General features: G+C 35.2%; 18 protein-coding genes and 1 tRNA gene. 4 read left to right on the top strand and 15 right to left on the bottom strand.

Going from position 1 to position 20,606, the window contains the following annotated elements; genetic code table 11:
- Nucleotides 1–193: 193 nt before the first annotated feature.
- The 9 genes from ACWNCI_RS02410 to ACWNCI_RS02370 form a co-directional block, all read right to left on the bottom strand.
- Nucleotides 194–667, bottom strand: coding sequence for an IS200/IS605 family transposase (locus ACWNCI_RS02410; protein WP_449389474.1), 474 nt, complete (start codon nucleotides 665–667; stop codon nucleotides 194–196).
- A gap of 112 nt (nucleotides 668–779) precedes the next feature.
- On the bottom strand, nucleotides 780–1,742 hold the full coding sequence (locus tag ACWNCI_RS02405) for a WG repeat-containing protein (protein WP_449387044.1): 963 nt from the start codon (nucleotides 1,740–1,742) through the stop codon (nucleotides 780–782).
- A gap of 53 nt (nucleotides 1,743–1,795) precedes the next feature.
- Entirely contained in the window at nucleotides 1,796–3,223 is a 1,428-nt protein-coding gene (purB, locus tag ACWNCI_RS02400; protein ID WP_449387043.1) for an adenylosuccinate lyase, read from the bottom strand.
- A gap of 146 nt (nucleotides 3,224–3,369) precedes the next feature.
- Complete coding sequence (locus ACWNCI_RS02395) at nucleotides 3,370–3,783, bottom strand: hypothetical protein (protein WP_449387042.1); 414 nt, start codon at nucleotides 3,781–3,783, stop codon at nucleotides 3,370–3,372.
- A gap of 80 nt (nucleotides 3,784–3,863) precedes the next feature.
- On the bottom strand, nucleotides 3,864–6,191 hold the full coding sequence (bglX, locus tag ACWNCI_RS02390) for a beta-glucosidase BglX (RefSeq protein WP_449387041.1): 2,328 nt from the start codon (nucleotides 6,189–6,191) through the stop codon (nucleotides 3,864–3,866).
- A gap of 168 nt (nucleotides 6,192–6,359) precedes the next feature.
- Nucleotides 6,360–7,067, bottom strand: coding sequence for a carboxylesterase family protein (locus ACWNCI_RS02385; RefSeq protein WP_346985689.1), 708 nt, complete (start codon nucleotides 7,065–7,067; stop codon nucleotides 6,360–6,362).
- Between the two features lie 83 nt (nucleotides 7,068–7,150).
- Nucleotides 7,151–8,524: a glucoamylase family protein gene (locus ACWNCI_RS02380; protein WP_449387040.1), complete on the bottom strand. Its 1,374-nt coding sequence runs from the start codon at nucleotides 8,522–8,524 to the stop codon at nucleotides 7,151–7,153.
- An 89-nt stretch (nucleotides 8,525–8,613) separates the two neighbouring features.
- Nucleotides 8,614–10,032 (bottom strand): RagB/SusD family nutrient uptake outer membrane protein, encoded by a 1,419-nt coding sequence (locus tag ACWNCI_RS02375; protein ID WP_449387039.1) that lies wholly within the window; start codon nucleotides 10,030–10,032, stop codon nucleotides 8,614–8,616.
- A gap of 9 nt (nucleotides 10,033–10,041) precedes the next feature.
- Entirely contained in the window at nucleotides 10,042–12,852 is a 2,811-nt protein-coding gene (locus ACWNCI_RS02370; RefSeq protein WP_449387038.1) for a SusC/RagA family TonB-linked outer membrane protein, read from the bottom strand.
- 431 nt (nucleotides 12,853–13,283) lie between these two features.
- On the opposite strand from ACWNCI_RS02370, the gene ACWNCI_RS02365 reads away from it, so the two are divergent.
- A complete protein-coding gene (locus ACWNCI_RS02365; RefSeq protein ID WP_346985695.1) occupies nucleotides 13,284–13,961 on the top strand; it encodes a DUF4197 family protein in 678 nt (225 codons plus the stop codon).
- A gap of 40 nt (nucleotides 13,962–14,001) precedes the next feature.
- Nucleotides 14,002–14,307, top strand: a complete 306-nt coding sequence (locus ACWNCI_RS02360) for a DUF493 family protein (protein WP_042721409.1) — start codon at nucleotides 14,002–14,004, stop codon at nucleotides 14,305–14,307.
- A 56-nt stretch (nucleotides 14,308–14,363) separates the two neighbouring features.
- On the opposite strand, the gene ACWNCI_RS02355 is transcribed toward ACWNCI_RS02360, so the two are convergent.
- The 6 genes from ACWNCI_RS02355 to ACWNCI_RS02330 all read right to left on the bottom strand — a co-directional run bounded on the left by ACWNCI_RS02355 (nucleotide 14,364) and on the right by ACWNCI_RS02330 (nucleotide 18,823).
- The gene (locus ACWNCI_RS02355) at nucleotides 14,364–14,714 is read right to left on the bottom strand and encodes an ArsC/Spx/MgsR family protein (protein ID WP_449387037.1); all 351 of its coding nucleotides are present in this window, start codon (nucleotides 14,712–14,714) and stop codon (nucleotides 14,364–14,366) included.
- 75 nt (nucleotides 14,715–14,789) lie between these two features.
- Nucleotides 14,790–15,404, bottom strand: coding sequence for a deoxynucleoside kinase (locus tag ACWNCI_RS02350; RefSeq protein WP_346985697.1), 615 nt, complete (start codon nucleotides 15,402–15,404; stop codon nucleotides 14,790–14,792).
- Between the two features lie 31 nt (nucleotides 15,405–15,435).
- On the bottom strand, nucleotides 15,436–16,389 hold the full coding sequence (locus ACWNCI_RS02345) for a hypothetical protein (RefSeq protein WP_449387036.1): 954 nt from the start codon (nucleotides 16,387–16,389) through the stop codon (nucleotides 15,436–15,438).
- A 96-nt stretch (nucleotides 16,390–16,485) separates the two neighbouring features.
- Complete coding sequence (locus ACWNCI_RS02340) at nucleotides 16,486–17,520, bottom strand: glutaminyl-peptide cyclotransferase (RefSeq protein WP_449387035.1); 1,035 nt, start codon at nucleotides 17,518–17,520, stop codon at nucleotides 16,486–16,488.
- A 10-nt stretch (nucleotides 17,521–17,530) separates the two neighbouring features.
- Nucleotides 17,531–18,553: a glutaminyl-peptide cyclotransferase gene (locus ACWNCI_RS02335; RefSeq protein WP_449387034.1), complete on the bottom strand. Its 1,023-nt coding sequence runs from the start codon at nucleotides 18,551–18,553 to the stop codon at nucleotides 17,531–17,533.
- Nucleotides 18,554–18,749: 196 nt separating this feature from the next.
- Nucleotides 18,750–18,823 (bottom strand) — tRNA-Arg (locus ACWNCI_RS02330).
- Between the two features lie 48 nt (nucleotides 18,824–18,871).
- On the opposite strand from ACWNCI_RS02330, the gene ACWNCI_RS02325 reads away from it, so the two are divergent.
- Together ACWNCI_RS02325 and mtgA are read left to right on the top strand one after the other, a co-directional pair.
- Complete coding sequence (locus ACWNCI_RS02325; protein ID WP_449387033.1) at nucleotides 18,872–19,918, top strand: ABC transporter substrate-binding protein; 1,047 nt, start codon at nucleotides 18,872–18,874, stop codon at nucleotides 19,916–19,918.
- A gap of 42 nt (nucleotides 19,919–19,960) precedes the next feature.
- A complete protein-coding gene (gene mtgA / locus ACWNCI_RS02320; RefSeq protein WP_449387032.1) occupies nucleotides 19,961–20,605 on the top strand; it encodes a monofunctional biosynthetic peptidoglycan transglycosylase in 645 nt (214 codons plus the stop codon).
- The last annotated feature ends 1 nt before the right edge of the window (nucleotide 20,606 follow it).

Here is a 20,606-nt window from a genome sequence, read left to right as displayed (position 1 = left end):
GATAGCATTCCTACGGAATGCATTTCTTATTTAATTTTATTTCTACACAGATTTCATTCCTACAGAATGATATAATTTTCTAATGCGATTCCGTCAGGAATCATAGCTGTGTAGAAAACCTGTTTGAATTAAAGGTGCAGTCCGTAGGACTGCTATTTTCATTGAAATAGCAAATAATACTGCAATCACAAAATTATTTTTCTTCATCATAGAATTCAAATAAATATTCATTCTTAAATTCAATTTCAAAAACATTCAGCATTTCAATATATTCTTCTCTGAAACTTTTTTTTGAATGATGTTTTTCCTGGTTTAGCACATAATTAACAACCTTGTCTTTCTGACTTTTTGCATAAGAAAAAGCTCCGTAACCTTCTTGCCAGGAAAATTTACCCAAACACAACTTCTTTTCATTAATAAAATTTGTAGACTCAATTTTAACCGTTTTAATTAATTCCGAAATTGTTATCTGTAAATTTTTATAGCTAAAGAAAACATGAAGATGATCAGGATTTGCATAAATCGCTAATACCTTTTGTTTCTTATTGTTAAATATTCCACAAATATATTTTTCAATTTCAACTCTGACTTCAGATTTGATTTTAATATTTCTTCCTTTTGTAGCAAAAACAACCTGAATATAAATCTGTGTATAGGTATTCGGCATATTTTTTTTCATCATTTTTACAAAGATAGCATTCCTACGGAATGCATGTCTCGTTTAAATCTTATTTCCTACACAGATTTCATTCCTACGGAATAAACATTTTCACTATTTTTCATTTACTTAATTTATTCGGATGATCAGGATGTTCTTTCTGAAAATCTTTGGCTTCTTTTATTTCTTTGATCAGCCATTTCTCAAAAGGAATCGTTTCATTATCATCATCTATTGCAAAAACACTTTTGCCGTTTTCTGAGACCAAGAACTTGAAATCATACATCAATCCTGCTTCCACTTTTCTGTAATCATAGGTATTTACCTGATAAAACGGGAAATTTTCCTTTGGCCTCTCTACGATCTCGAAGAATAACTTCTTTTCATTTTCAGATAATTTTGTGTAATGATTAACATAATATAGTTCTGAAAGTTTTTTGTTCTGCTTTTCGAAAAACTGAAGAATACTTTTCTCTTTTTCATTGTATTTGAATGGATTCGGATAATATTTTCCATCAACTTCAATTGCATTTTCAGATTTTGAAATGGGCTTCACAATTTCTCCTTTGAAATTCATAACGCCCCATGTTCCTCCTACCATTGCTTTGTGTTCGTCTTCCGTTTTTTCCCAGTCGCAGCCGTCACAAAAAGTAGCATATCCATAATTAAACGGCGACACAAAATCATGTTCAGGCATGATGACAACCATTCCGTTTCTGTCTACAAACCCGACCTTCCGGTTTTTAACAAATCTTCTTATGCCTTCGGAGAAATAATCAGCACCGTTGTCATAAAAGAAAGGTCTGTAAAGAAAATTCCCTTTCCTGTCATAGACGTATCCCCATTCATTTTTTCCTGGTTTTTCATTGTTTTTATCACCATCAAAATAAATGGTTTCTCCTTTTACCAATTCTCCGTCTTTCAAGTAAGAAAAAATTTTGAACTGGGCCGGAATAATGATCTTACCGTCTTGATTTCTAACACCAACCAAAGAATCTTTTGATTTAAAATACTTCAGAACTTCCTTTTTCTGAGAAAAAGAAAGCATAGGCATTAATAAAATGATTAAAAGTACTTTTTTCATATGGATTTGGTATGATTAAATAAAATATGCAGCCCAAAAGACTGCATACTGTATTATACTTTAAGATCAGCCTCCAGTCCGATCAGATCTTTATTCTGATCGATAATCGGCTGTACTTCGTTTTTGATAAACTCTTCCGTTTGGATTGGCGCAAAACCGATAAAATTCTTAGGATCAAGCACTTCTTTTAATTTCGACTTATCCAGTTTTAATGAATCGTCATTCAGGATTCTTTCGATAAGATCGTTTTCTTTACCTTCTACTTTTACCTGTTTAGAAGCTTCCATGGAATGGACCCTGATTACTTCGTGGATTTCCTGACGGTCACCTCCTGCTTTCACTTCTTCCATAATAATATATTCTGTCGCCATGAAAGGAAGTTCTTCCATAATATGTTTGTTGATTCTGTTCGGATATACAACGATTCCGTTCATGATGTTGTTCCAAATCAATAGAATAGCATCAACAGCCAAAAACGCCTGGGGAATGGTTAATCTCTTGTTAGCAGAATCATCCAGTGTTCTTTCAAACCATTGTGTTGAAGCCACCATCGCAGAACTTGTTGTCAGAGACATTACATATTTTGCCAAAGCTCCGATTCTTTCGCTTCTCATTGGATTACGTTTGTAAGCCATAGCCGATGAACCGATCTGGTTTTTCTCGAATGGCTCTTCAATTTCTTTCAGGTTTTGAAGCAAACGTAAATCGTTGGTAAATTTATGGGCAGACTGTGCAATATTTCCTAATAAGGCCACAACTTTAGCATCAATTTTCCTGTCGTAAGTCTGTCCGGAAACGCCAAAAACTTTTTCGAACCCAAATCTTTTGGATAATTCTTTATCTAAATGTTTAACTTTAGAGTAATCACCGTTGAAAAGTTCAAGGAAACTTGCAGCAGTTCCGGTCGTTCCTTTCACCCCTCGGAATCTTAATGTTTCTAAGAAAAAATCAAGTTCTTCGATGTCCAACACTAAACTCTGTAACCAAAGTGTTGCTCTTTTTCCGACAGTTGTTAACTGAGCCGGTTGAAAATGAGTAAATCCTAAAGTTGGAAGATCTTTATATTCAATGGCAAAATCTGCCAAATTTTTCATCACGTTAACCAACTTTTTCTTTAAAATTAAAAGTCCGTCACGAATCTGAATTAAATCTGTATTATCTCCTACAAACGCCGAAGTTGCTCCCAAGTGAATAATTCCTTTTGCAGAAGGCGCCACATCACCGTAAGCGTGAACGTGAGCCATTACATCATGTCTGAATTTTTTCTCATATTCAGCTGCTTTTTCGTAATCGATGTTTTCTGCATTGGCTTTCAGCTCAGCAATTTGCTCGTCCGTGATGTCAAGGCCAAGGTCTTTTTCGATTTCAGCAAGGGCAATCCAAAGCTTTCTCCAGTTCTGGAATTTATTGTTATGAGAAAAGTTAAACAACATTTCTTCGCTTGAATAGCGTTCTTCCAATGGATTTTTGTAGGAATTCATTCTTTCTTTTACTTTTTAGCTATGCAAAAATAGGGTTTTTCCGTGAGAGTTGAAAATCGTTTTTCGCGACTGAATCGGTTTCAAAGATAACTGATGAATGAGAGTTAAATGATAAAAAGCCACTCCTGAGAATGGCTTTGTGTTCATTATTGATAAATTATTACATCATCTTTTTTAATCTGATACCCTTTTTTCTTATAAGGAACCAATACGTAACTATCTTTGATTGCCTTTCCGCTTTTCCACACTCTGCTTTTGCCTTGTCTTTCAAGGATAATACTTTTTGCAGCACCGTCCGGAATAAATATTTCTGCTTTTTTCATGTTTTTGCTGAAAATAACTGCCGTCATTGAAGCATAACCTTTATCTGAATCCACTTCTTTGAGCTTGATTTTTTGTTCAAAAACCCGCACACATTCATTTTTTATCTGGGAATACGTATAGCCCGCAGAGCCAATACACCCATGAACATCTCTATCGTTCCCTACAACCGGAGTCTTTTTTTGAGACAACATCAAGGAACTCAGAAACATCAAACTGAATAAGATTGTTTTTTTCATATGTTTATTTTTAAAGTTTTCTGGTGGTTTAATCTTACTCTAAGATACAAAAAAGTCACTCAAATTGAGTGACTTAAATTTTATTTTGTCCAGTTAATCTTTGAATGTTTCACGTCTGCAGAACTTGTTCCGATCATGATATCAAATTCTCCCGGTTCCCAGTCAAATTTTAGATTTCCATTATAAAATTTAAGATCTTCAGGAGTAATATTAAAGGTAACCTTTTTAGATTCTCCTTTTTTCAACATTACCTTTTGGAAGCCTTTCAATTCTTTTACAGGTCTTGTGATAGTTCCTACCAAATCTCTGATATAAAGCTGAACCACTTCTGCACCATCGTAATTTCCGGAATTTGTAACCGTTACCGAAGCCTGAATAGTCTGGTTTCCTTTCGGATTTGCATTAGAAACGGTAACATCAGAATAGTTGAAGTTAGTATAGCTTAAACCATATCCGAACGGATAAAGCGGTGTATTACACTCATCCATATAATTGGAACGGAATCTCTGATATTCACATTTATCAACAAGCTTCTGATCCAATGGTCTTCCCGTATTTTTCTCGTTATAATAAATTGGAACCTGTCCTAAACTTCTTGGGAATGTCATCGGAAGTTTTCCGGAAGGATTTACTTTTCCAAAAAGAACATCTGCGATTGCATTTCCAGCTTCCGAACCCGGGAACCATGCATTCAAAATAGCATCAGGAGCGTCTTTAACATTGGTAAGTGCCAACGGACGACCTGTGAATAATACCATAGCAATTGGTTTTCCCGTTTTTTTCAATTCGTTTAATAAATCTACCTGAGACTGAGGAATGGTAATTTCCGTTCTAGAAGAAGATTCACCACTCATTTCAGCAGATTCTCCTATGGCAAGAATGATAACATCTGCTTTACCGGCTACCTCAACGGCTTCTTTTAATAATGCTTCTTTTGAACGATTATCTCGGTCTGTTTTCTTACCGTGAGCTGCATAAATCTCTTCCAATTTTGCATCATCATCAATATTAGCTCCTTTTGCAGAGATAAACTTTACGTTTTTACCATAGTTAGCTTCAAGTCCCTGCACCAGATTTATTGATTTGTCGTGCTTGGCTGCAACACTCCACGTTCCGGTCATATTAATGGAATTATTCACCAAAGGACCGATAACCGCTACTGTTCCGGAGGCTTTTAAAGGAAGTATCTGATTTTCATTTTTCAATAAAACCATAGATTGAGCGGCAATATTTCTGGCAACATTTCTGTTTTCCTGACTGAAAACTTCTTTTGCCGCTAGTTTTGCATCTCCGTGTTTGTAGGGGTTATCGAATAATCCGAGGTCATATTTTGCCTCAAGAATTCTTCTCGCTGCCATATCGATTTCAGCCTGGGTCACTTTTCCTTCAGATAAAGATTTTTTAAGGGTTGTCAAAAAGCCTTCACCCACCATATCCATATCAACCCCCGCTTTCAGAGCCAACGCAGAAACCTGCTGAAGATCCCCCATACCATGATCTACCATTTCATTGATTCCTGTATAATCAGTAACTACAAATCCTTTGAATTTCCATTGATTTCTTAATACTTCCGTCTGGAGCCATCTGTTTCCGGTAGCAGGAACTCCGTCCACTTCATTGAAAGAAGCCATTACAGAAGCTACTCCTGCATCGACAGCAGCTTTATAAGGTGGAAAATACTCGTTGAACATTCTGATGTGACTCATATCAACGGTGTTGTAATCTCTTCCTGCTTCACCGGCGCCGTATAATGCAAAATGTTTTACACAAGCTAAAATAGTATTTCCGGCTGAAAGATCTTTACCCTGATATCCGTACACCATATTTTTAGCAATCTCGCTTCCTAAATACGGATCTTCTCCTGAACCTTCCGAAACTCTTCCCCATCTTGGCTCACGGGAAATATCAACCATTGGAGAGAACGTCCAGTTGATTCCGTCAGCTGAAGCTTCTTTTGCCGCAACACGCGCCGATTGCTGAATAAGATTCATATCCCACGATGAAGCCAGTCCCAATGGAATAGGGAAAGTTGTTTCATATCCGTGGATCACATCCATACCAAAAATCAACGGAATTTTGAGACGGCTGTTTTCAACGGCTACTTTCTGAACGGCCTTGATTTTATCAGCACCTTTTATATTGAATAGTCCACCCACTAAGCCCTGTTCTACTTTCTTTCCGATGTCTGAGCTTTTAGCCAAACCGGTTGTAAAATCGCCGGAACTAGGTAAGTTCAGCTGTCCGATTTTCTCATCCAATGTCATTTTCGACAAAAGATTGTCTACGAATGCTTTCTTTTTAGCCTGATACTGAGCCGTCTGATAGGATTGAACAGGCTTCGATACCATTTCCTGTGCCGAAAACACAGGCGCCAGTGCTAAAGTGGCCATTACAATTAACTTTTTCATAAAATCTATCTTCTTTAATTATAGTTCTAATTTTTTTTGTTTTTTGTTGATTAAACGCAAAGATGCAAAGTTTTTCTGACAAACTTATTTTAGGGCACAAGGCGTTTGACTTCGTCGAATTTTCGATTTCACTCAACAAATAATAGCAACTTTTTAAAATTACTAAAATTATTTTTCTTTCCTTTTTGACAGCATCCATTCATATAATTTAGGATCAGAATAGGTCGAATCCCAAGAGTTGTGATTGTCATTCGGGAAAATTTTCAGTTCTGCTGAAGGATTTACGGGATGTAAGTTTTGGTAAAAATTAAATGCATTTTCCGGTAAAACCACGTCGTCCATTCCGCCATGGAAAATCTTCATATTCAGATTTTTGTATTGATCAATGTTTGCGTACATCACTCTGTCAGTAGGAGCACATACGGAAACCACGGCTGCAAACATTTCGGGATGTTCCATCGCCAGTTTCAGGGTTCCCCATCCTCCCATCGAAAGTCCTGTAAGGTAAATCCGCGAAGGATCAATCTTATATTTTGCCTGAATTTCTTTGATCAGAGCATAAACGGTAACCGTATCCCACCACATATTTTCAGGACATTGCGGAGCCAGAATGGCTACAGGTTCCTTAATCAGATTTTTATATGTGAACGGACTGTGTGCCTTAACTATTTCAAGGTTATTGCCTCTCTCCCCGGACCCGTGAAGAAAAACGATAAGCGGAACATTGCCTTTGGCATTTTGGGGATAATCCAGAATATAGGAAATTTTTTCCGTTCGTTTAACTTCTTTATTCAACTCCGCCTTTATCTCCTGTGCATGTAAGCTTAATGAAAAAGGCAGGAAAATAAATGGTAAATGCTTTAGTTTTAATTTCATTTTACTTTTTTAAGTTTTGGCTAAAGCCTATTAAATGTGTTTACAATGGATTAAAAACCATTCCTGCTTAATAATAAGTCAGATTATTTTATTCCATACTTTGGAGATTGGAAACTCAGCTTCTTTAATCCTTGTTGAATTTCAGGCGCATTCATAAAAAGTTTCCATAAAAATCCGGTTCTGTAATTTTCGATCATTGGGGCAATTGTTCCCTGATCTATGGCAAGGTATCTTGGGGTTGTCCAATTATCATAATTAATCGAATTGGCATCATAAGGGCCTGCAGATCCTATAAATTCAGGTTTCTGAGTATATAAAAATCTTAAAAAGCTCATTGATTCTTTAGGCGTGTAAGGAAAACTGCTCAAAGCTGCTGTAGGTGTAATGACTCCTCTGTCATTTTGCGGAAAATGGGCATCATAACCAACACTTCCGTCGCTGTTTCTTGAATAACTTGCTGTTAAACCCCAGTAATTTGATCCGTAACCTTTCCAATTTTTGGGATTTTCAACACAATATTTATAGTCAATAAGCACCTGATTTTTATTTAAATCAAAATAATTCTTGATTAATTTATCTGAAAGATTTGTAGGATCAAGACCGATGTACGAATAATGCGCCCAGAATAAAGGACCTCCATATTCTTCCGCACCGTTGTGTTTAACATATAATGGAAGATCGTATTTTGTTTTGTCGGAAAGATAGCTTCCGTTCCTTGTCCAGCCTTTATAATATGTTTCAGCATCGATTGGATAAGTTGGTGAAGATGCCGCTAAAATATAAGTTATCAGGCATTCGTTGTATCCCTCCAATGGAAAATTCATTTCCCATTGGTAGTCCGGTGACCAATGCCAATACAATACTTTCTCACCGCCTTTTGTGTACCAGTTCCATTGGATGCCTTTCCAAAGTTCGTCACATTTTTTGGCTAATGCTTTTTCTTCAGCATTTCCGTTTTTAAAATATTCACGAACCATTAAAATCCCTGAAGTCAAAAATGCAGTTTCCACTAAATCTCCGCCATTATCTTTTTTCCCGAAAGGAACTGTTTTGCCTGTTTCTCCATTAATCCAGTGAGACCAGGCTCCTTTGTGACGATCAGCCTTTGCGAGAAAATCCATCATTGTTGTCAAACGCTTCACCGCTTCTTTTCTGGGTACAAAACCTCTTTCAACTCCTACCAGAACAGTTGCAAGACCAAATCCGGAACCACCTGTTGTAACAACATGTTTGTCATTATCAGGATAGATATTATCCTCATGGTAGCGTTCTCTTCCAAGTAAAGAATTTGGTTCAGCATAATCCCAGAAGTATTTCAGGGCATCTTTCTGTACTTTGTCCATTAGTTGCTGATCAGTAATATCATTTTTCACCGTCTGCACTGTCAAAGGCTCTTTTTGGGAAACCTGTGAATTTTTGCAGGAAACAGTGAGTAATGATATTAAAGTCACTGACATTATGATCCTTTTCATTATTAAATTCTTTGAGGTTATTCTAAAAGAAGAGGAGAACTTTCATTCTCCTCTAAGTTTTATATGGCTAAATTTTAATAGCCCGGGTTTTGAGTTAAAACTCCACTACTTTGGTTAATCGAATTTAGAGGAATTGGGAATACCTCATTTTTTCCTGCTTTAAATCCGTATGGCGCTAAAACAGTTGTAGCTTGTCCCGTTCTTACTAAATCTACAAAACGGTCACCTTCTAAGGCTAGCTCCACTCTTCTCTCATGCCAAATAGCACTTCTTAATGCTGTCTGTGTAGTCGCAGTTGTCCCAGCTAAACCAGCTCTTGTTCTTACTTTATTAAGATTAATGATAGCAGTAGCTGTATTTCCCAATTCGTTAGCTGCTTCCGCGTTAATTAACAGAATTTCAGCAAATCTCAAAATTCTGATATTCTGTATTGAACCATACCCACACGCATTATTATTTAAAGCTTTTGGTACGTAAACTTTTTGATTCCACATATCTCCTGCCTGAGGATCTCCTTTATGAATTAGATCACCTTCTATAGTAGTTTCACCTTCTCTTAAAATAGTTAATTCTTTACGAATATCTCCGCTTTCAAATGCTGATTCTAAAGCTGTTGTGGGTGTAAAAAAGCCCCATCCAAATTGATTCCTAACGCCTTGTACTTCTGCATACTGGCTACCTCCAAAGTCTGTAGAACATTGGCAATTCACTTCAATAACTGATTCTGAACCAAATTCGCCCGCAGGACGGAATAAACGATTAAAATCAGGATCCAAATTATATCCCATAGCTATAACTTGGTTTGATGTATCATAGGCCTTTTGCCAATCTTTCTTATATAAATAAACTTTTGATAGAAGCCCCAAAGCACCGCCTTTAGTCATTCTTCCTAAATCTGAAGCAGAATAAGATTGTGGTAAAATGGCTGCAGCACTTGTAAGATCAGAAATAATAAAATTATAAACTTCATCAATAGAATTTCTTGGAATATTGTAATTTGTTTGTACACCATCAAAGATTGGTACCCCTCCATAAATTCTCACCAGATTAAAATAAAAATATGCTCTGAGCATTTTTGCTTCAGCAACTAAACGATTTTTAAGAGTTGCATCCATATTTATATTAGGCACATTGGTAATTACCTGATTGCACCTATTTACAAACTGCCATTGTCCTATCCAATATCCCTCTACTCCAGAATCACTAGCTGTATATGTAAACTGATCGTAGGCATTGATGAAAGAAGCATCTCCTGGGTTTGATCCTTTTTCTACGTCATCAGCAGGAACGCCAAAAACGAATTGAGAAGGAAATGCAGAATTTTCCCAACTTCTTAATGCCGCATATATTGCATTAGTTGCCTGCATCGCATCTTCCTGAGTTTTGAAAAATGAAGAAGCATCCGTTGCTCCTACTCTTTCAGTATCTAAATAATCATCTTTACAGCTTACTATTAATGAAAACAAAATGGCTGATAAAAATATTTTTTTCATGATTTCTAATTAAAAAGTTATGTTAGTACCAAACGTATAAATTGCAGATAAAGGATAAATATTATTATCAATACCCATTTGTACCCTATCGGAATTATTAATTTCAGGAGAAAAACCATGGTACTTAAAAGTAGTCCAAGGGTTTTGTGCGCTGATGTAAAGTCTTACTCTACTGAAGTTTGGCAATTTTGCAAATCCTTTTGGCAACGTATATCCGATTTGAATATTTCTAATTCTAAAATAGCTACCGTTCTCTACGTAAAAACTACTTGGTAAAATTACAGATTGATTATTGGTAACCATAGGATAAGAATTTGAAGTACCGGCTCCGTGCCATCTGTTATTGTAAAAATCTAAATCCCAACTCTCATTACCATACCTTTGCTCCCGGTTATAATTGTAAATCTTATTTCCGAATACACCTTGGAAGTCTATCGCAAAATCAAAATCAGAAATGTTCATATTAAATCCAAAACCGTAAGTGCCTTTTGGAACAGGACTTCCTAAAAAGGTTTTATCTCTTTCATCTATAACCCCATTACCATCCTGATCTACAAATTTAAACCAACCGGCCTTTGCTCCAGTTTGACCCGATGCTGCAGCTTCTGCATCTGTTTGAAAAACTCCACCAACTTGATATCCATAATATGATCCTACTGATTGACCAGCTTGCAATCTAACTATAGAATTTCCAAATAAACTTGCACCGGTATTTAAGTATGAATCACCATAAACGGATGTGATTTCATTTTTTAATGTTGTGAAATTACCATAGAAACCAATTCTTACTTTTTCTGATAATTTTGTGTCATAGTTTATAGACAGTTCAAGCCCTTTATTATTAAATGAAAATGCATTAGTTACATAATTATTCCAGTTACTTGCCCCTGAAACAGTTCCCTGTACAATCCCATATACTACATCCTTTGTATCTTTATCAAAGTAAGTAGCTTCAAATTTTAACTTATTGTTAAGAAAGGCCATTTCTACCCCTAAATCTTTTCCTGTAGTAATTTCCCAACCTATCGTTGGATCAATCAATAAGTCGATAGTTTGCGCAGGATATCCGGTATTACCATAATACGCTCCCGAATTAAGAATACTTGTTATATTATCATACGATCTTACAACATTTGGGTTACCTGTTCTTCCCCAACTTCCCCTTAATTTTAAAAGATTAAAAATATTTTGATTGCTCATAAATCCTTCTTTAGAAACTACCCAACCTGCACTTACGGATGGAAATATTTCTACTCTATCATCAGAAGAAAAATTAGACGAGGCATCTCTACGAATAGAGGCATTTACTAAATATTTTCCTGCATAATCATAATTAACTCTTCCGAAAAAAGATTCAATTCTGTTTTTATATGGTACAACATTTAAGCTTGGTTTATATTCATATCCAAAAATATCTGTACCATTAGAAATATCAAGGGAGCCATTTGTTCCATCATAATTTACATTGGTAGCATTCCAATATGATTGTGTATAATAATTTTGGGTTCTTGAAAATCCACCAAGTATATCTAAATTATGACTTCCAAATTTCTTTTTCCAAGTCAATGTATTATCCCAAACATAATCTCTATTTCTAGAATCTCTTGTAATTAAAGAAGATTTTCCTGGCTGTGGAACGTAATTCATTACCGGAGTATATTCATACAAACTAGAATTAAGATTATCATTCGTCAAGCTACTCCTAAAAGTAAAATCTTTCAGAAATTTCACTTCTGCCCAAACATTATTAAGTAATCTTTGCTGTCGGTTTTGTGATCTGAATAAATCAAGTTGAGCTCTCGGATTATTTACGGTAACTAAAGTAAAATACTGATAATTATCTGTTGAAGGATTTATAGGAAAATATACAGGTGGCGCATTGTAAGCATTTAATAGAGGATTGCTTGCAATATTAGTTAGCATTTTAGAAAAAGTAAAATTATCTCCAATTGTTATATTGTCTGTAATTTTATAACTCAAATTACCTTTAGCTGTAAATCTCTTAAAATTACTTCCTGAATTAATCCCTTTATTTGCATCAAGATTTCCTTCATCCTGAAGATAACCTACACTACCATAATAAGAAAGTTTACCAAGAGAACCCGATGCGGAAAAATCATTAGAATTAATAGTGCTCGGTCTTAGGACTTCTTTAAACCAATTTGTATCTGCAGGAAACTGACTTCTACTTATTGATCCCGCACTGGAACCATTATCATTTATCAGTTTTTCATTGTACAATTCTATATATTGATCAGAATTAACCATTTTAGGAACGTTAGTCACAGATTTTATTCCTAAATATGAATTTACATTAAAGGTTGGCTTTTTCCCTCTCCCTGTCTTAGTCTTGATTATAACAGCACCATTTCCAGCTTGAGCTCCAAATATAGCCAAACTTGCAGGATCTTTTAAAATACTCATGGATTCAATATCCTGCGGATTTAGATAGGAAATATCTGTAGTAATAGAACCGTCTACAATATAAACCGTACTACCCGTAAGAGATCCGATACCACGAATATCTACCCGTGGAGAACCACCTGGTGTAGCTGAGTTAAATATTTGAACCCCAGAAGCTTTTCCCTGTACAGAACTCAACGGATTTGCATTGGGTTTATCAGCTAAGTCTTTTGCTGAAATTACACCAATACTTCCTGTAACATTTTCTTTTTTCTGAGATCCATACCCGATCATCACCACCTCCTCAATTTTCTGTTCCTTGGCAACAGTATCTCTTGGAGCGGTCTGTGCATTGACATTCATACCAAAGTATAAAACAGCAATGAGACATGAATACTTTAAATCACTTTGTTTCATATAGTTAAATTTTATTCGTACAATCATATTAACAAAAAGACAAACGTCTTTTTACTGCTTATCATGTGAATAAAACCTTATTCTCATAAAAAGACATTAGTCAAAATTATAAAAATATCTTGAACAATGTTAATTTTACTTAATGTTTTTATTTTTCTGTTAAAGTGTAAATTTTCTTTAAAACAACAATATTGCTTTACATTTGAAAATAATATGTAAAATTTAGAATAAATCGATTTATTTTAAGTTAATAATTGAGATATATTAATAAAAAAATTTAATAAGCTCATTAACATTTATTTCTTTTACTAAATATTTTGAGTTGATTTGTTAAATAGTCTTATCATTAACTACTATAAAATTTGTTAAAACAATAATTGTAGTTAAATTTGGTTCATTATTTGAAAATATATAATATTTAATCGTCAACAATGAAAAAATACATCATTGCTGCTGTTCTTATTATGGGTACAGGAGCTATTATTAATACAGCAGTTCAATCTTGCACTACTCTTGCAACATCAGACTTAGGTCTTTCAATTATTAAAAGGTTTCTTTTAAGCGGGATTGATAAAGGGGTAAACATCTACAGCAACAGAGAAGCCTTTCTACAAAATAATATGGTAGATAAAGCCCTTCCGAAGCAATTGAGAGAAATCAATTCTATGCTTGAAAAAGTGGCTCCTTCACTGGTTGAAAAAGAAAGAGCATATATTGCAGATGCCGCTGTATATACCGTCAACATTTCAAAACCAATTCTTGTAAGTGCCGTAAACAGCCTGAATGCGCAGGATGTCACAAGAATTATTCAGGGAGAGAAAGGGACTGCCACCCTCATTCTTAAAGAAAAAACATCACAGCAGCTTATTGCAGCGATCACTCCTAAAGTTGAGGAACAGCTGAACCAATACGGTATTGTGAGAAGCATTAATACCGCTTTATCCGGAAGTAATCTTTTGGGAAGTCTTCTTGGAGGCAATAAAAGTACGGTAAATGCAGGTGGTTTAAGCCAATTAGCTTCAGAACAGCTGGTAAACGGAATGTTCAATATTATTGAAGATTATGAAATCCAAAACTCTAAGTCACTTCTCGGACCCCTTGGAAAATAGAAAAAATTTTGCTAAATTTATATATAATTAAAATTGGTAAATGGATATTTTACAAGGAAATCAACATGCAAGTCCTGAGGATTTTTACAACTCACTAAAGACAAAACTGGAAGATCATCACGATTTTCCGGAAGATTATTTATTTAAATTTATCATTCCTACGGATCAGGCAAAATTAACAGAGATTTACAGAGTTTTTGACGGAATTAAATTTACACTGGGCAACAGAGAAAGCAAAAACGGAAAATATACAGCATGTAACATTAATGCATTTGTTTTGGACGCCGATCAGGTTGTGAAAATTTATAAAGAAGTCGCAAAAATAGAAGGCGTAATTCTATTATAAGAAAAAAGTCAGCGTAATTGCTGACTTTTCTGTTTACATTCTTAATATGTTTTTATTTATTTCTCGATAAAATACTTAACATTTTCTACAGGTCTCCCAATCATTGCTACAGAACCTTTAATTAAAATAGGCCTTTGAATCAGTGATGGATTTTCTGCTAAGATATTAATCCATTCCTCCTCCGTCAGGTTTTTGTCTGCAAACTTTTCAAGATATAATTTTTCGTTCTTCCTGATGATATCAAACACACTCTGATTCAATTTTTTTAAAACAGTTTTAATTTCCAGAGGACTTAATGGCTCTTCAATAATATTAATGATTTCAAACGGAACGCCATTTTCATCAAGGTACTCCAAAACCGCGTTGGATTTTGAGCAATTTCCGTTATGTAAAACTTTCACTAACATTTTTAAATGTATTTAATACTCAACAAATTTAGAAAGAAACAGAATGAAAACACATTAATTTATACTAAATCTTTGTTAAAACAATCCATAAAGTTCCGCTTCGATCTTTTCAAGGATGAATCCGAAATCTTCCGGCTTTTCTACAAAATCAAGATCATCAACCTCTATAATCAATAATTTTCCCTCGGTGTAATTGGATATCCATTTTTCGTACTTCTGATTCAGTTTAGAAAGATATTCAATACTGATTGATGCTTCGTATTCTCTTCCTCGTTTATAGATTTTTTTTACCAGATTCGGAACATCAGATTTAAGGTAAATTAATAAATCAGGTGCAGAAACAAAAGATTTCATCAAATTGAAAACTGAATCATAGTTTTTAAAATCCCTGTCCGAAAGCAGGTTCATATCGTTAAGGTTTTCTGCAAAAATGTGGGCATCCTCATAGATCGTTCGATCCTGAATAATATTTTTACCACTATCCCGGATCTCTTTTACCTGCCGGAATCTGCTTCCTAAAAAGTAAATCTGCAGCGCAAAGCTCCATTTGCTCATATCTGCATAAAAATCTTCGAGATAAGGATTGTGATCAACATCTTCAAACTGCGCATCCCATCCGTAATGCTTTGAAAGCATAGTCGTTAAAGTTGTTTTTCCTGCTCCAATATTTCCTGTAACTGCAATATGCATATTTTATCCTTATGTTAAATGATTTATCCGACTAATCCCCTGCAGACTCCAGCGTGGAAATTTCCTCGATCAGCTTTTGCAGAGAGCTTTCCCCAGGATTTTTATCTTCTATTTCCTGAGTTTTTTTCTCCAGTTTTTCTTCCTGGCTGTCAGGTTCTGCAATTTTCTCTTCTGATTGTTTTATCTCTTTCTCCTGAGCTTTTGGCTGTAAATCCGGTTCAGTCTGCGGCTCGGTTTCCTTATTTTTTTCAAGGCTGTAAAGATAAAGTTTGTTGGCCTTGATTTCAAAATAAGAAAGCGTATTTTTATCCACAATCTGCGCATCAGGATCCTGAAAAATTTTAACCATTTCTTTTTCCGGAATGTATTTTAAAATAGAGTTTGGAGTAATCACTAAAATAAATTCATTTTCCCTTCTGAACCGTTTTCCGTTTTCAACGGTCGCCTCAAATATTTTTTCAAACTTAAAAGTATATACTCTTATATTGTTTCTCGTGAGAATATAGATCTTATTTTCATACACCAGAAGATCCATAAGATCATCAAAACTTGCATCAAAAGGATAAGAATTAATAATTGTTTCATTTCTGAAATTGTACTGGATAAGCCTTTTGGTACTCTCGTCCAGCAACCACAGCTGCTGAAGATCTTCCGCATAAGCCATTTTGATAAAACCAAATTTCTGTTTGAAATCCACCCGCTGGATTTCATTCATATTCTGATCAAAAAATTTCAGTTCCTGAGCATTTTCCGAAAAAAGTGGAACACTCAGCGGATTCTGAACAGTCTGCACTTTATAGGGAACCGCAAGCATCATTTTACCGATCTGCTTTCCCAGTGAATCATATTTGGTAAGGCTAAAATCCTTGTTTTTGTAGATGTAGAGATTTCCATAGTCGTCGGCAAGCATATCTTTAGCTTCCTTGAGTTTCAAAGTGTCTAAAGGAAGAGATTTCTGTGCAAACAGCGAACAGAAAACAAACATAAATATCAAATATAATACTCTCAAATTATTCTACTGAAGTAGCGCCCCAAAAGGAACGCTGCCAATTTACTATTTTATTTTGTATTTAAAATATAACTATTGAATAGCAACTTCATAAATCTTTGGCCAGTTTTTACCGGTAACCAACATATTTTCACCCCTGAAAGCAATTCCGTTGAGAACATGTTCTTTATTGTCTTTCGTATTTTCCTCCGTAATTTTTGTGAAGTCAAATTTCCCTACAGTTTCCCCGGTTCTCGGACTTATTTTAAGAATAAAAGGTTGATGCCAGATGTTAGCATAAATAAAACCTTCGTGATATTCAAGTTCATTGAGTTGATTGTAAATATCCTTATAACCTCCAACCGAAAGTTTTTTCACTACTTTCGACGGATTATTAGTATCAAGAAAGTACAGGTTATTTGAACCATCTGTTGCAATGAGATTCCGGCCGTCATAAGTGAGTCCCCAGCCTTCACCGATTTCATTGGGCAGAGGAAATTCCGAAAGCTTCTTGAGTGTATTTTTATCATAAATAAATCCTACTTTATTCTGATAGGTCAACTGATAAATTTTGTCACCAGCAATGGCACATCCCTCGGAAAAAATATGACCGGGCTGCTTCTCTGTTATAATTGGTTTAGTAGTTCCTAAAACATACTTAATAAGCTGGGAAGAATTTTTCAGACCGTCGCTTTCATATACCGTATTCCCTTCGAGAAGAAAACCTTCCAGAAAATTGTTGGGATCATGCGGATATTCCGCTACAATGCTGTAAATAATATTCTTTTCGGGAGATTTTGAAAAAACATTAATCGTTGCATCCTGATTCAGCGTTTCACCACCTTTCGTTTTGACAATAAAGGTTACCTCATTCTCTCCGTATCCAAAGAATTTCGGATCAATAACCAGATTGGAAGTCTCTTTATTTCCAAAGCTTATTGAAACAGCTTCTGCATACTCTGCCACCTCAGCCGGAAGCTTCAGGCGGTCACCAAAGCGATACCCTTTCTCTTCCATCGAATAATTGTAATCCGCAAGAGAATTCAAAATTTCCCTGTCATTCCTGCAAGAGGTTAATAAAAGAATCAGTGTAAAACCTGAAATCAGACTTTTCTTTACAGCTTTCAATATTCAATAATTATTTAACTGCAACTTCATAGATTTTCGGCCAGTTTTTTCCGGTAACCAGCATATTTTCTCCTTTAAAAGCAATTCCGTTCAAAACGTCGTCACTCCCTTTGGTATTTTGTTTTGCAATATCTGTAAAATCAAATGTTCCTACTACCTCTCCGTTTTCAGGATTAATTTTTAAAATGATCGATTTTTGCCAAACATTTGCGTAGATAAATCCGTTATGATATTCAAGTTCGTTCAGCTGATCGTAAGCCTGAGAACTTCCCGCAACAGCAATATATCTTACCAGCTTAGAAGGATTAGCAGGATCCAGGAAATACAGAAGTTTGCTTCCATCTGATGCAATAAGGTTTTTACCGTCATACGTAAGTCCCCAACCTTCTCCCAAAACATTCGGATAGGCAAATTCAGATAATAATTTTAATGAACTTTTATCATAAATATATCCTTTTTTACTTTGCCATGTAAGCTGATACACTTTATCTCCGACAATCGTACTTCCTTCAGAAAAATCTTCCTGCGGCTGCTTGGTTGAAGCCAATGGTGTGGTAGTTCCTAATGTATATTTTAAGATTTGCGAAGATCCGTTTTGTCCGTCACTTTCATAAATCGTATTTCCTTCAATCTGAAAACCCTGAACAAAGTTTTTAGGATCATGAGGGTATTCTGCTACAATTTCGTAAGAGATCTTTTTTTCCGGATTTTTGGCAAAAACATTGATAGTAGCGTCCTGAGTAAGTGTTTCGCCACCCTTTGTTTTGATATTGAAAGTAACCGGATTGTCACCTAAAGTAAAAAATTTCGGATTTATCGTTAAATCGGATGTTTCTTTGTCTCCGAAACTGATAGAGATACTTTCTGCATCGTCAGTCACTTCACTTGGCAAAGCAAGTTTATCTCCGAAATGATATCCTTTCTGCTCCATTGAGTTGTTGTAATCTGCAAGCGAATCCAGGATTTTCTTATCGTTCTTACAAGACGCCAGCAACATGATCGCCGCAAAGCCGGCTATGATATTTTTTTTCATTGATTTCTAAATAAATTTCTCCAAAATTAGCAAAATTTATTACTCCCTGCTAATTTCCGTAATATGTTGATCAAATTGTAATATATTAGAACTGATCCTCAACATAAGTCTTTTAGAATTTACAAAAATAGACTCCAATGATTAAACTATAAAAAAATAGCACCACTTAACTATAAGTGGTGCCTTTGGATGTTTGTGACCTCGACAGGATTCAAACCTGTAACCTTCTGAGCCGTAATCAGATGCGCTATTCAGTTGCGCCACGAGGCCATTGTTAAATGGTTTGCAAATATAGCACTTTTTTACTTTCTTTGAAAGATGAAACCAAGAATTTTATTATTAATCGCATTTTTGACGCTAACGGCTTGTAAAAGAGAACAAAAAAAAATACCTGCAGAATCTGTTTCCATATCAAATCTTGTACAATACAAGGAAGAAAATGGAAATGTTCACATTCAATCAGGAAATTTTAGTTATGATTTTAAACAAAATCAGCTTCCTTTTAAAAGAATTATCCTGCTGAATGCAAGTATGGCGGGATATATATCGGCACTCGGGGTTGAAAATCTGGTCATCGGCGTTGCAAGTCCCGAATATATTTATTCCGACAAAATTCAGAATTTATTAAAAGAAGGAAAAATTCAGAATGTAGGGAATGAGCAGAAATACGATGTCGAAAAAATCCTTTCTTTACAACCGGATGCCATTTTTACCAATCACATCGCAAGTTTTGACAATACCTATAAACTATTAAAAGACAACGGAATTCAGGTCGTTTTCCTGGACGAATACATGGAGCAGAAACCGTTGGAAAAAACGGCTTACATCAAGCTTTTCGGAAAACTTTTCGGAAAAGAAAAAGAGGCGGTGGCCAAATACAATGAGATTGAAGAAAATTATAATCAATTAAAACAAATGGCTTTAAAGGCAAAAGCCCGACCAACGGTTTTGGCCAACGAGATGTACGGCGATGTCTGGTATCTTCCCGGAGGAAAAACAGCTGTGGCCAACTTTATTAATGATGCCAACGCAAACTATATTTTAAAAAATAATACAGATGAAAAAGCTGTTACCATGAGCTTTGAGGAAGTTTTTGCAAAGGCAGATCAGGTTCAGTACTGGGTCAATGCCGGAAACCATACGTCAAAAAAAGAAATGCTGGGAATGAATCCTGTTTACAGTAAATTAAGTGTTTTTAATAAAGGAAAGATGTATGTTATTACCGGAAAAGAAAAAGCCAAAGCCAATGACTTTTTTGAAAGCGGAGTAGTAAGATCTGATCTTGTTTTAAAGGATTATATTAAAATTTTCCATCCGGAACTTTTACCTGATTATCAGCTTACCTATATGAAAGAGTTGCAATAACTCAGACTATTTGCTTATTTTTGGGTTTCTTTTTTATACATTATGTGGAAAACAATTAAACGCATTATATTTATCATTCTCATTCTGAATGTATTATTTATCGTTTGGGGTAGATTTTTTAATCCGCCCATAACCATCACACAGATCGGAGGTTTTTTTGAATACGGAAAACTGCACAGAGATTACATTTCTTATGATGAGATGGGGAATAATGTAAAGAAAGCCGTAATTGCTTCCGAAGATCAGAAGTTCTTTATGCACGACGGCTTTGATTATAAGGCTATCGAAAAAGCCATGAAAAACAATGAAAAAGGTAAAAAACTGAGAGGGGGAAGTACCATTTCACAACAAACCGCAAAAAATATTTTCCTTTGGCAAGGACGAAGCTGGATCAGAAAAGGTCTTGAAGCAGTCTACACGTTCATCATTGAAAAAGTATGGAGCAAAGATATTATTCTTGAAAGATACCTCAATTCTATCGAAATGGGACAAGGTGTTTTCGGTGTTGAAGCTGCAGCTCAATATTATTTCGGAAAGCCTTCAAAAGATCTTACGGTGTCTGAAGCAGCATGGATTGCAGCCGTTTTACCCAACCCTAAAAAGTATGATCCTAAAAATCCATCGGCATATTTAAGAAAGAAACACAATTGGATCATGAGACAAATGAGGAATGTGAGTTTGAAATAGT

The organism is Chryseobacterium lineare (assembly GCF_977014045.1).
Note: the sequence above shows the minus strand (reverse complement) of the source record. Positions and strands in the feature narration are given on the sequence as shown.

Coding starts and splice junctions, on each gene's coding strand:
- ACWNCI_RS02410 (WP_449389474.1), bottom strand. CDS start 667: ATGCCGAATACCTATACACAGATTTATATTCAGGTTGTTTTTGCTACA.
- ACWNCI_RS02405 (WP_449387044.1), bottom strand. CDS start 1,742: ATGAAAAAAGTACTTTTAATCATTTTATTAATGCCTATGCTTTCTTTT.
- purB (WP_449387043.1), bottom strand. CDS start 3,223: ATGAATTCCTACAAAAATCCATTGGAAGAACGCTATTCAAGCGAAGAA.
- ACWNCI_RS02395 (WP_449387042.1), bottom strand. CDS start 3,783: ATGAAAAAAACAATCTTATTCAGTTTGATGTTTCTGAGTTCCTTGATG.
- bglX (WP_449387041.1), bottom strand. CDS start 6,191: ATGAAAAAGTTAATTGTAATGGCCACTTTAGCACTGGCGCCTGTGTTT.
- ACWNCI_RS02385 (WP_346985689.1), bottom strand. CDS start 7,067: ATGAAATTAAAACTAAAGCATTTACCATTTATTTTCCTGCCTTTTTCA.
- ACWNCI_RS02380 (WP_449387040.1), bottom strand. CDS start 8,524: ATGTCAGTGACTTTAATATCATTACTCACTGTTTCCTGCAAAAATTCA.
- ACWNCI_RS02375 (WP_449387039.1), bottom strand. CDS start 10,032: ATGAAAAAAATATTTTTATCAGCCATTTTGTTTTCATTAATAGTAAGC.
- ACWNCI_RS02370 (WP_449387038.1), bottom strand. CDS start 12,852: ATGAAACAAAGTGATTTAAAGTATTCATGTCTCATTGCTGTTTTATAC.
- ACWNCI_RS02365 (WP_346985695.1), top strand. CDS start 13,284: ATGAAAAAATACATCATTGCTGCTGTTCTTATTATGGGTACAGGAGCT.
- ACWNCI_RS02360 (WP_042721409.1), top strand. CDS start 14,002: ATGGATATTTTACAAGGAAATCAACATGCAAGTCCTGAGGATTTTTAC.
- ACWNCI_RS02355 (WP_449387037.1), bottom strand. CDS start 14,714: ATGTTAGTGAAAGTTTTACATAACGGAAATTGCTCAAAATCCAACGCG.
- ACWNCI_RS02350 (WP_346985697.1), bottom strand. CDS start 15,404: ATGCATATTGCAGTTACAGGAAATATTGGAGCAGGAAAAACAACTTTA.
- ACWNCI_RS02345 (WP_449387036.1), bottom strand. CDS start 16,389: ATGTTTGTTTTCTGTTCGCTGTTTGCACAGAAATCTCTTCCTTTAGAC.
- ACWNCI_RS02335 (WP_449387034.1), bottom strand. CDS start 18,553: ATGAAAAAAAATATCATAGCCGGCTTTGCGGCGATCATGTTGCTGGCG.
- ACWNCI_RS02325 (WP_449387033.1), top strand. CDS start 18,872: ATGAAACCAAGAATTTTATTATTAATCGCATTTTTGACGCTAACGGCT.
- mtgA (WP_449387032.1), top strand. CDS start 19,961: ATGTGGAAAACAATTAAACGCATTATATTTATCATTCTCATTCTGAAT.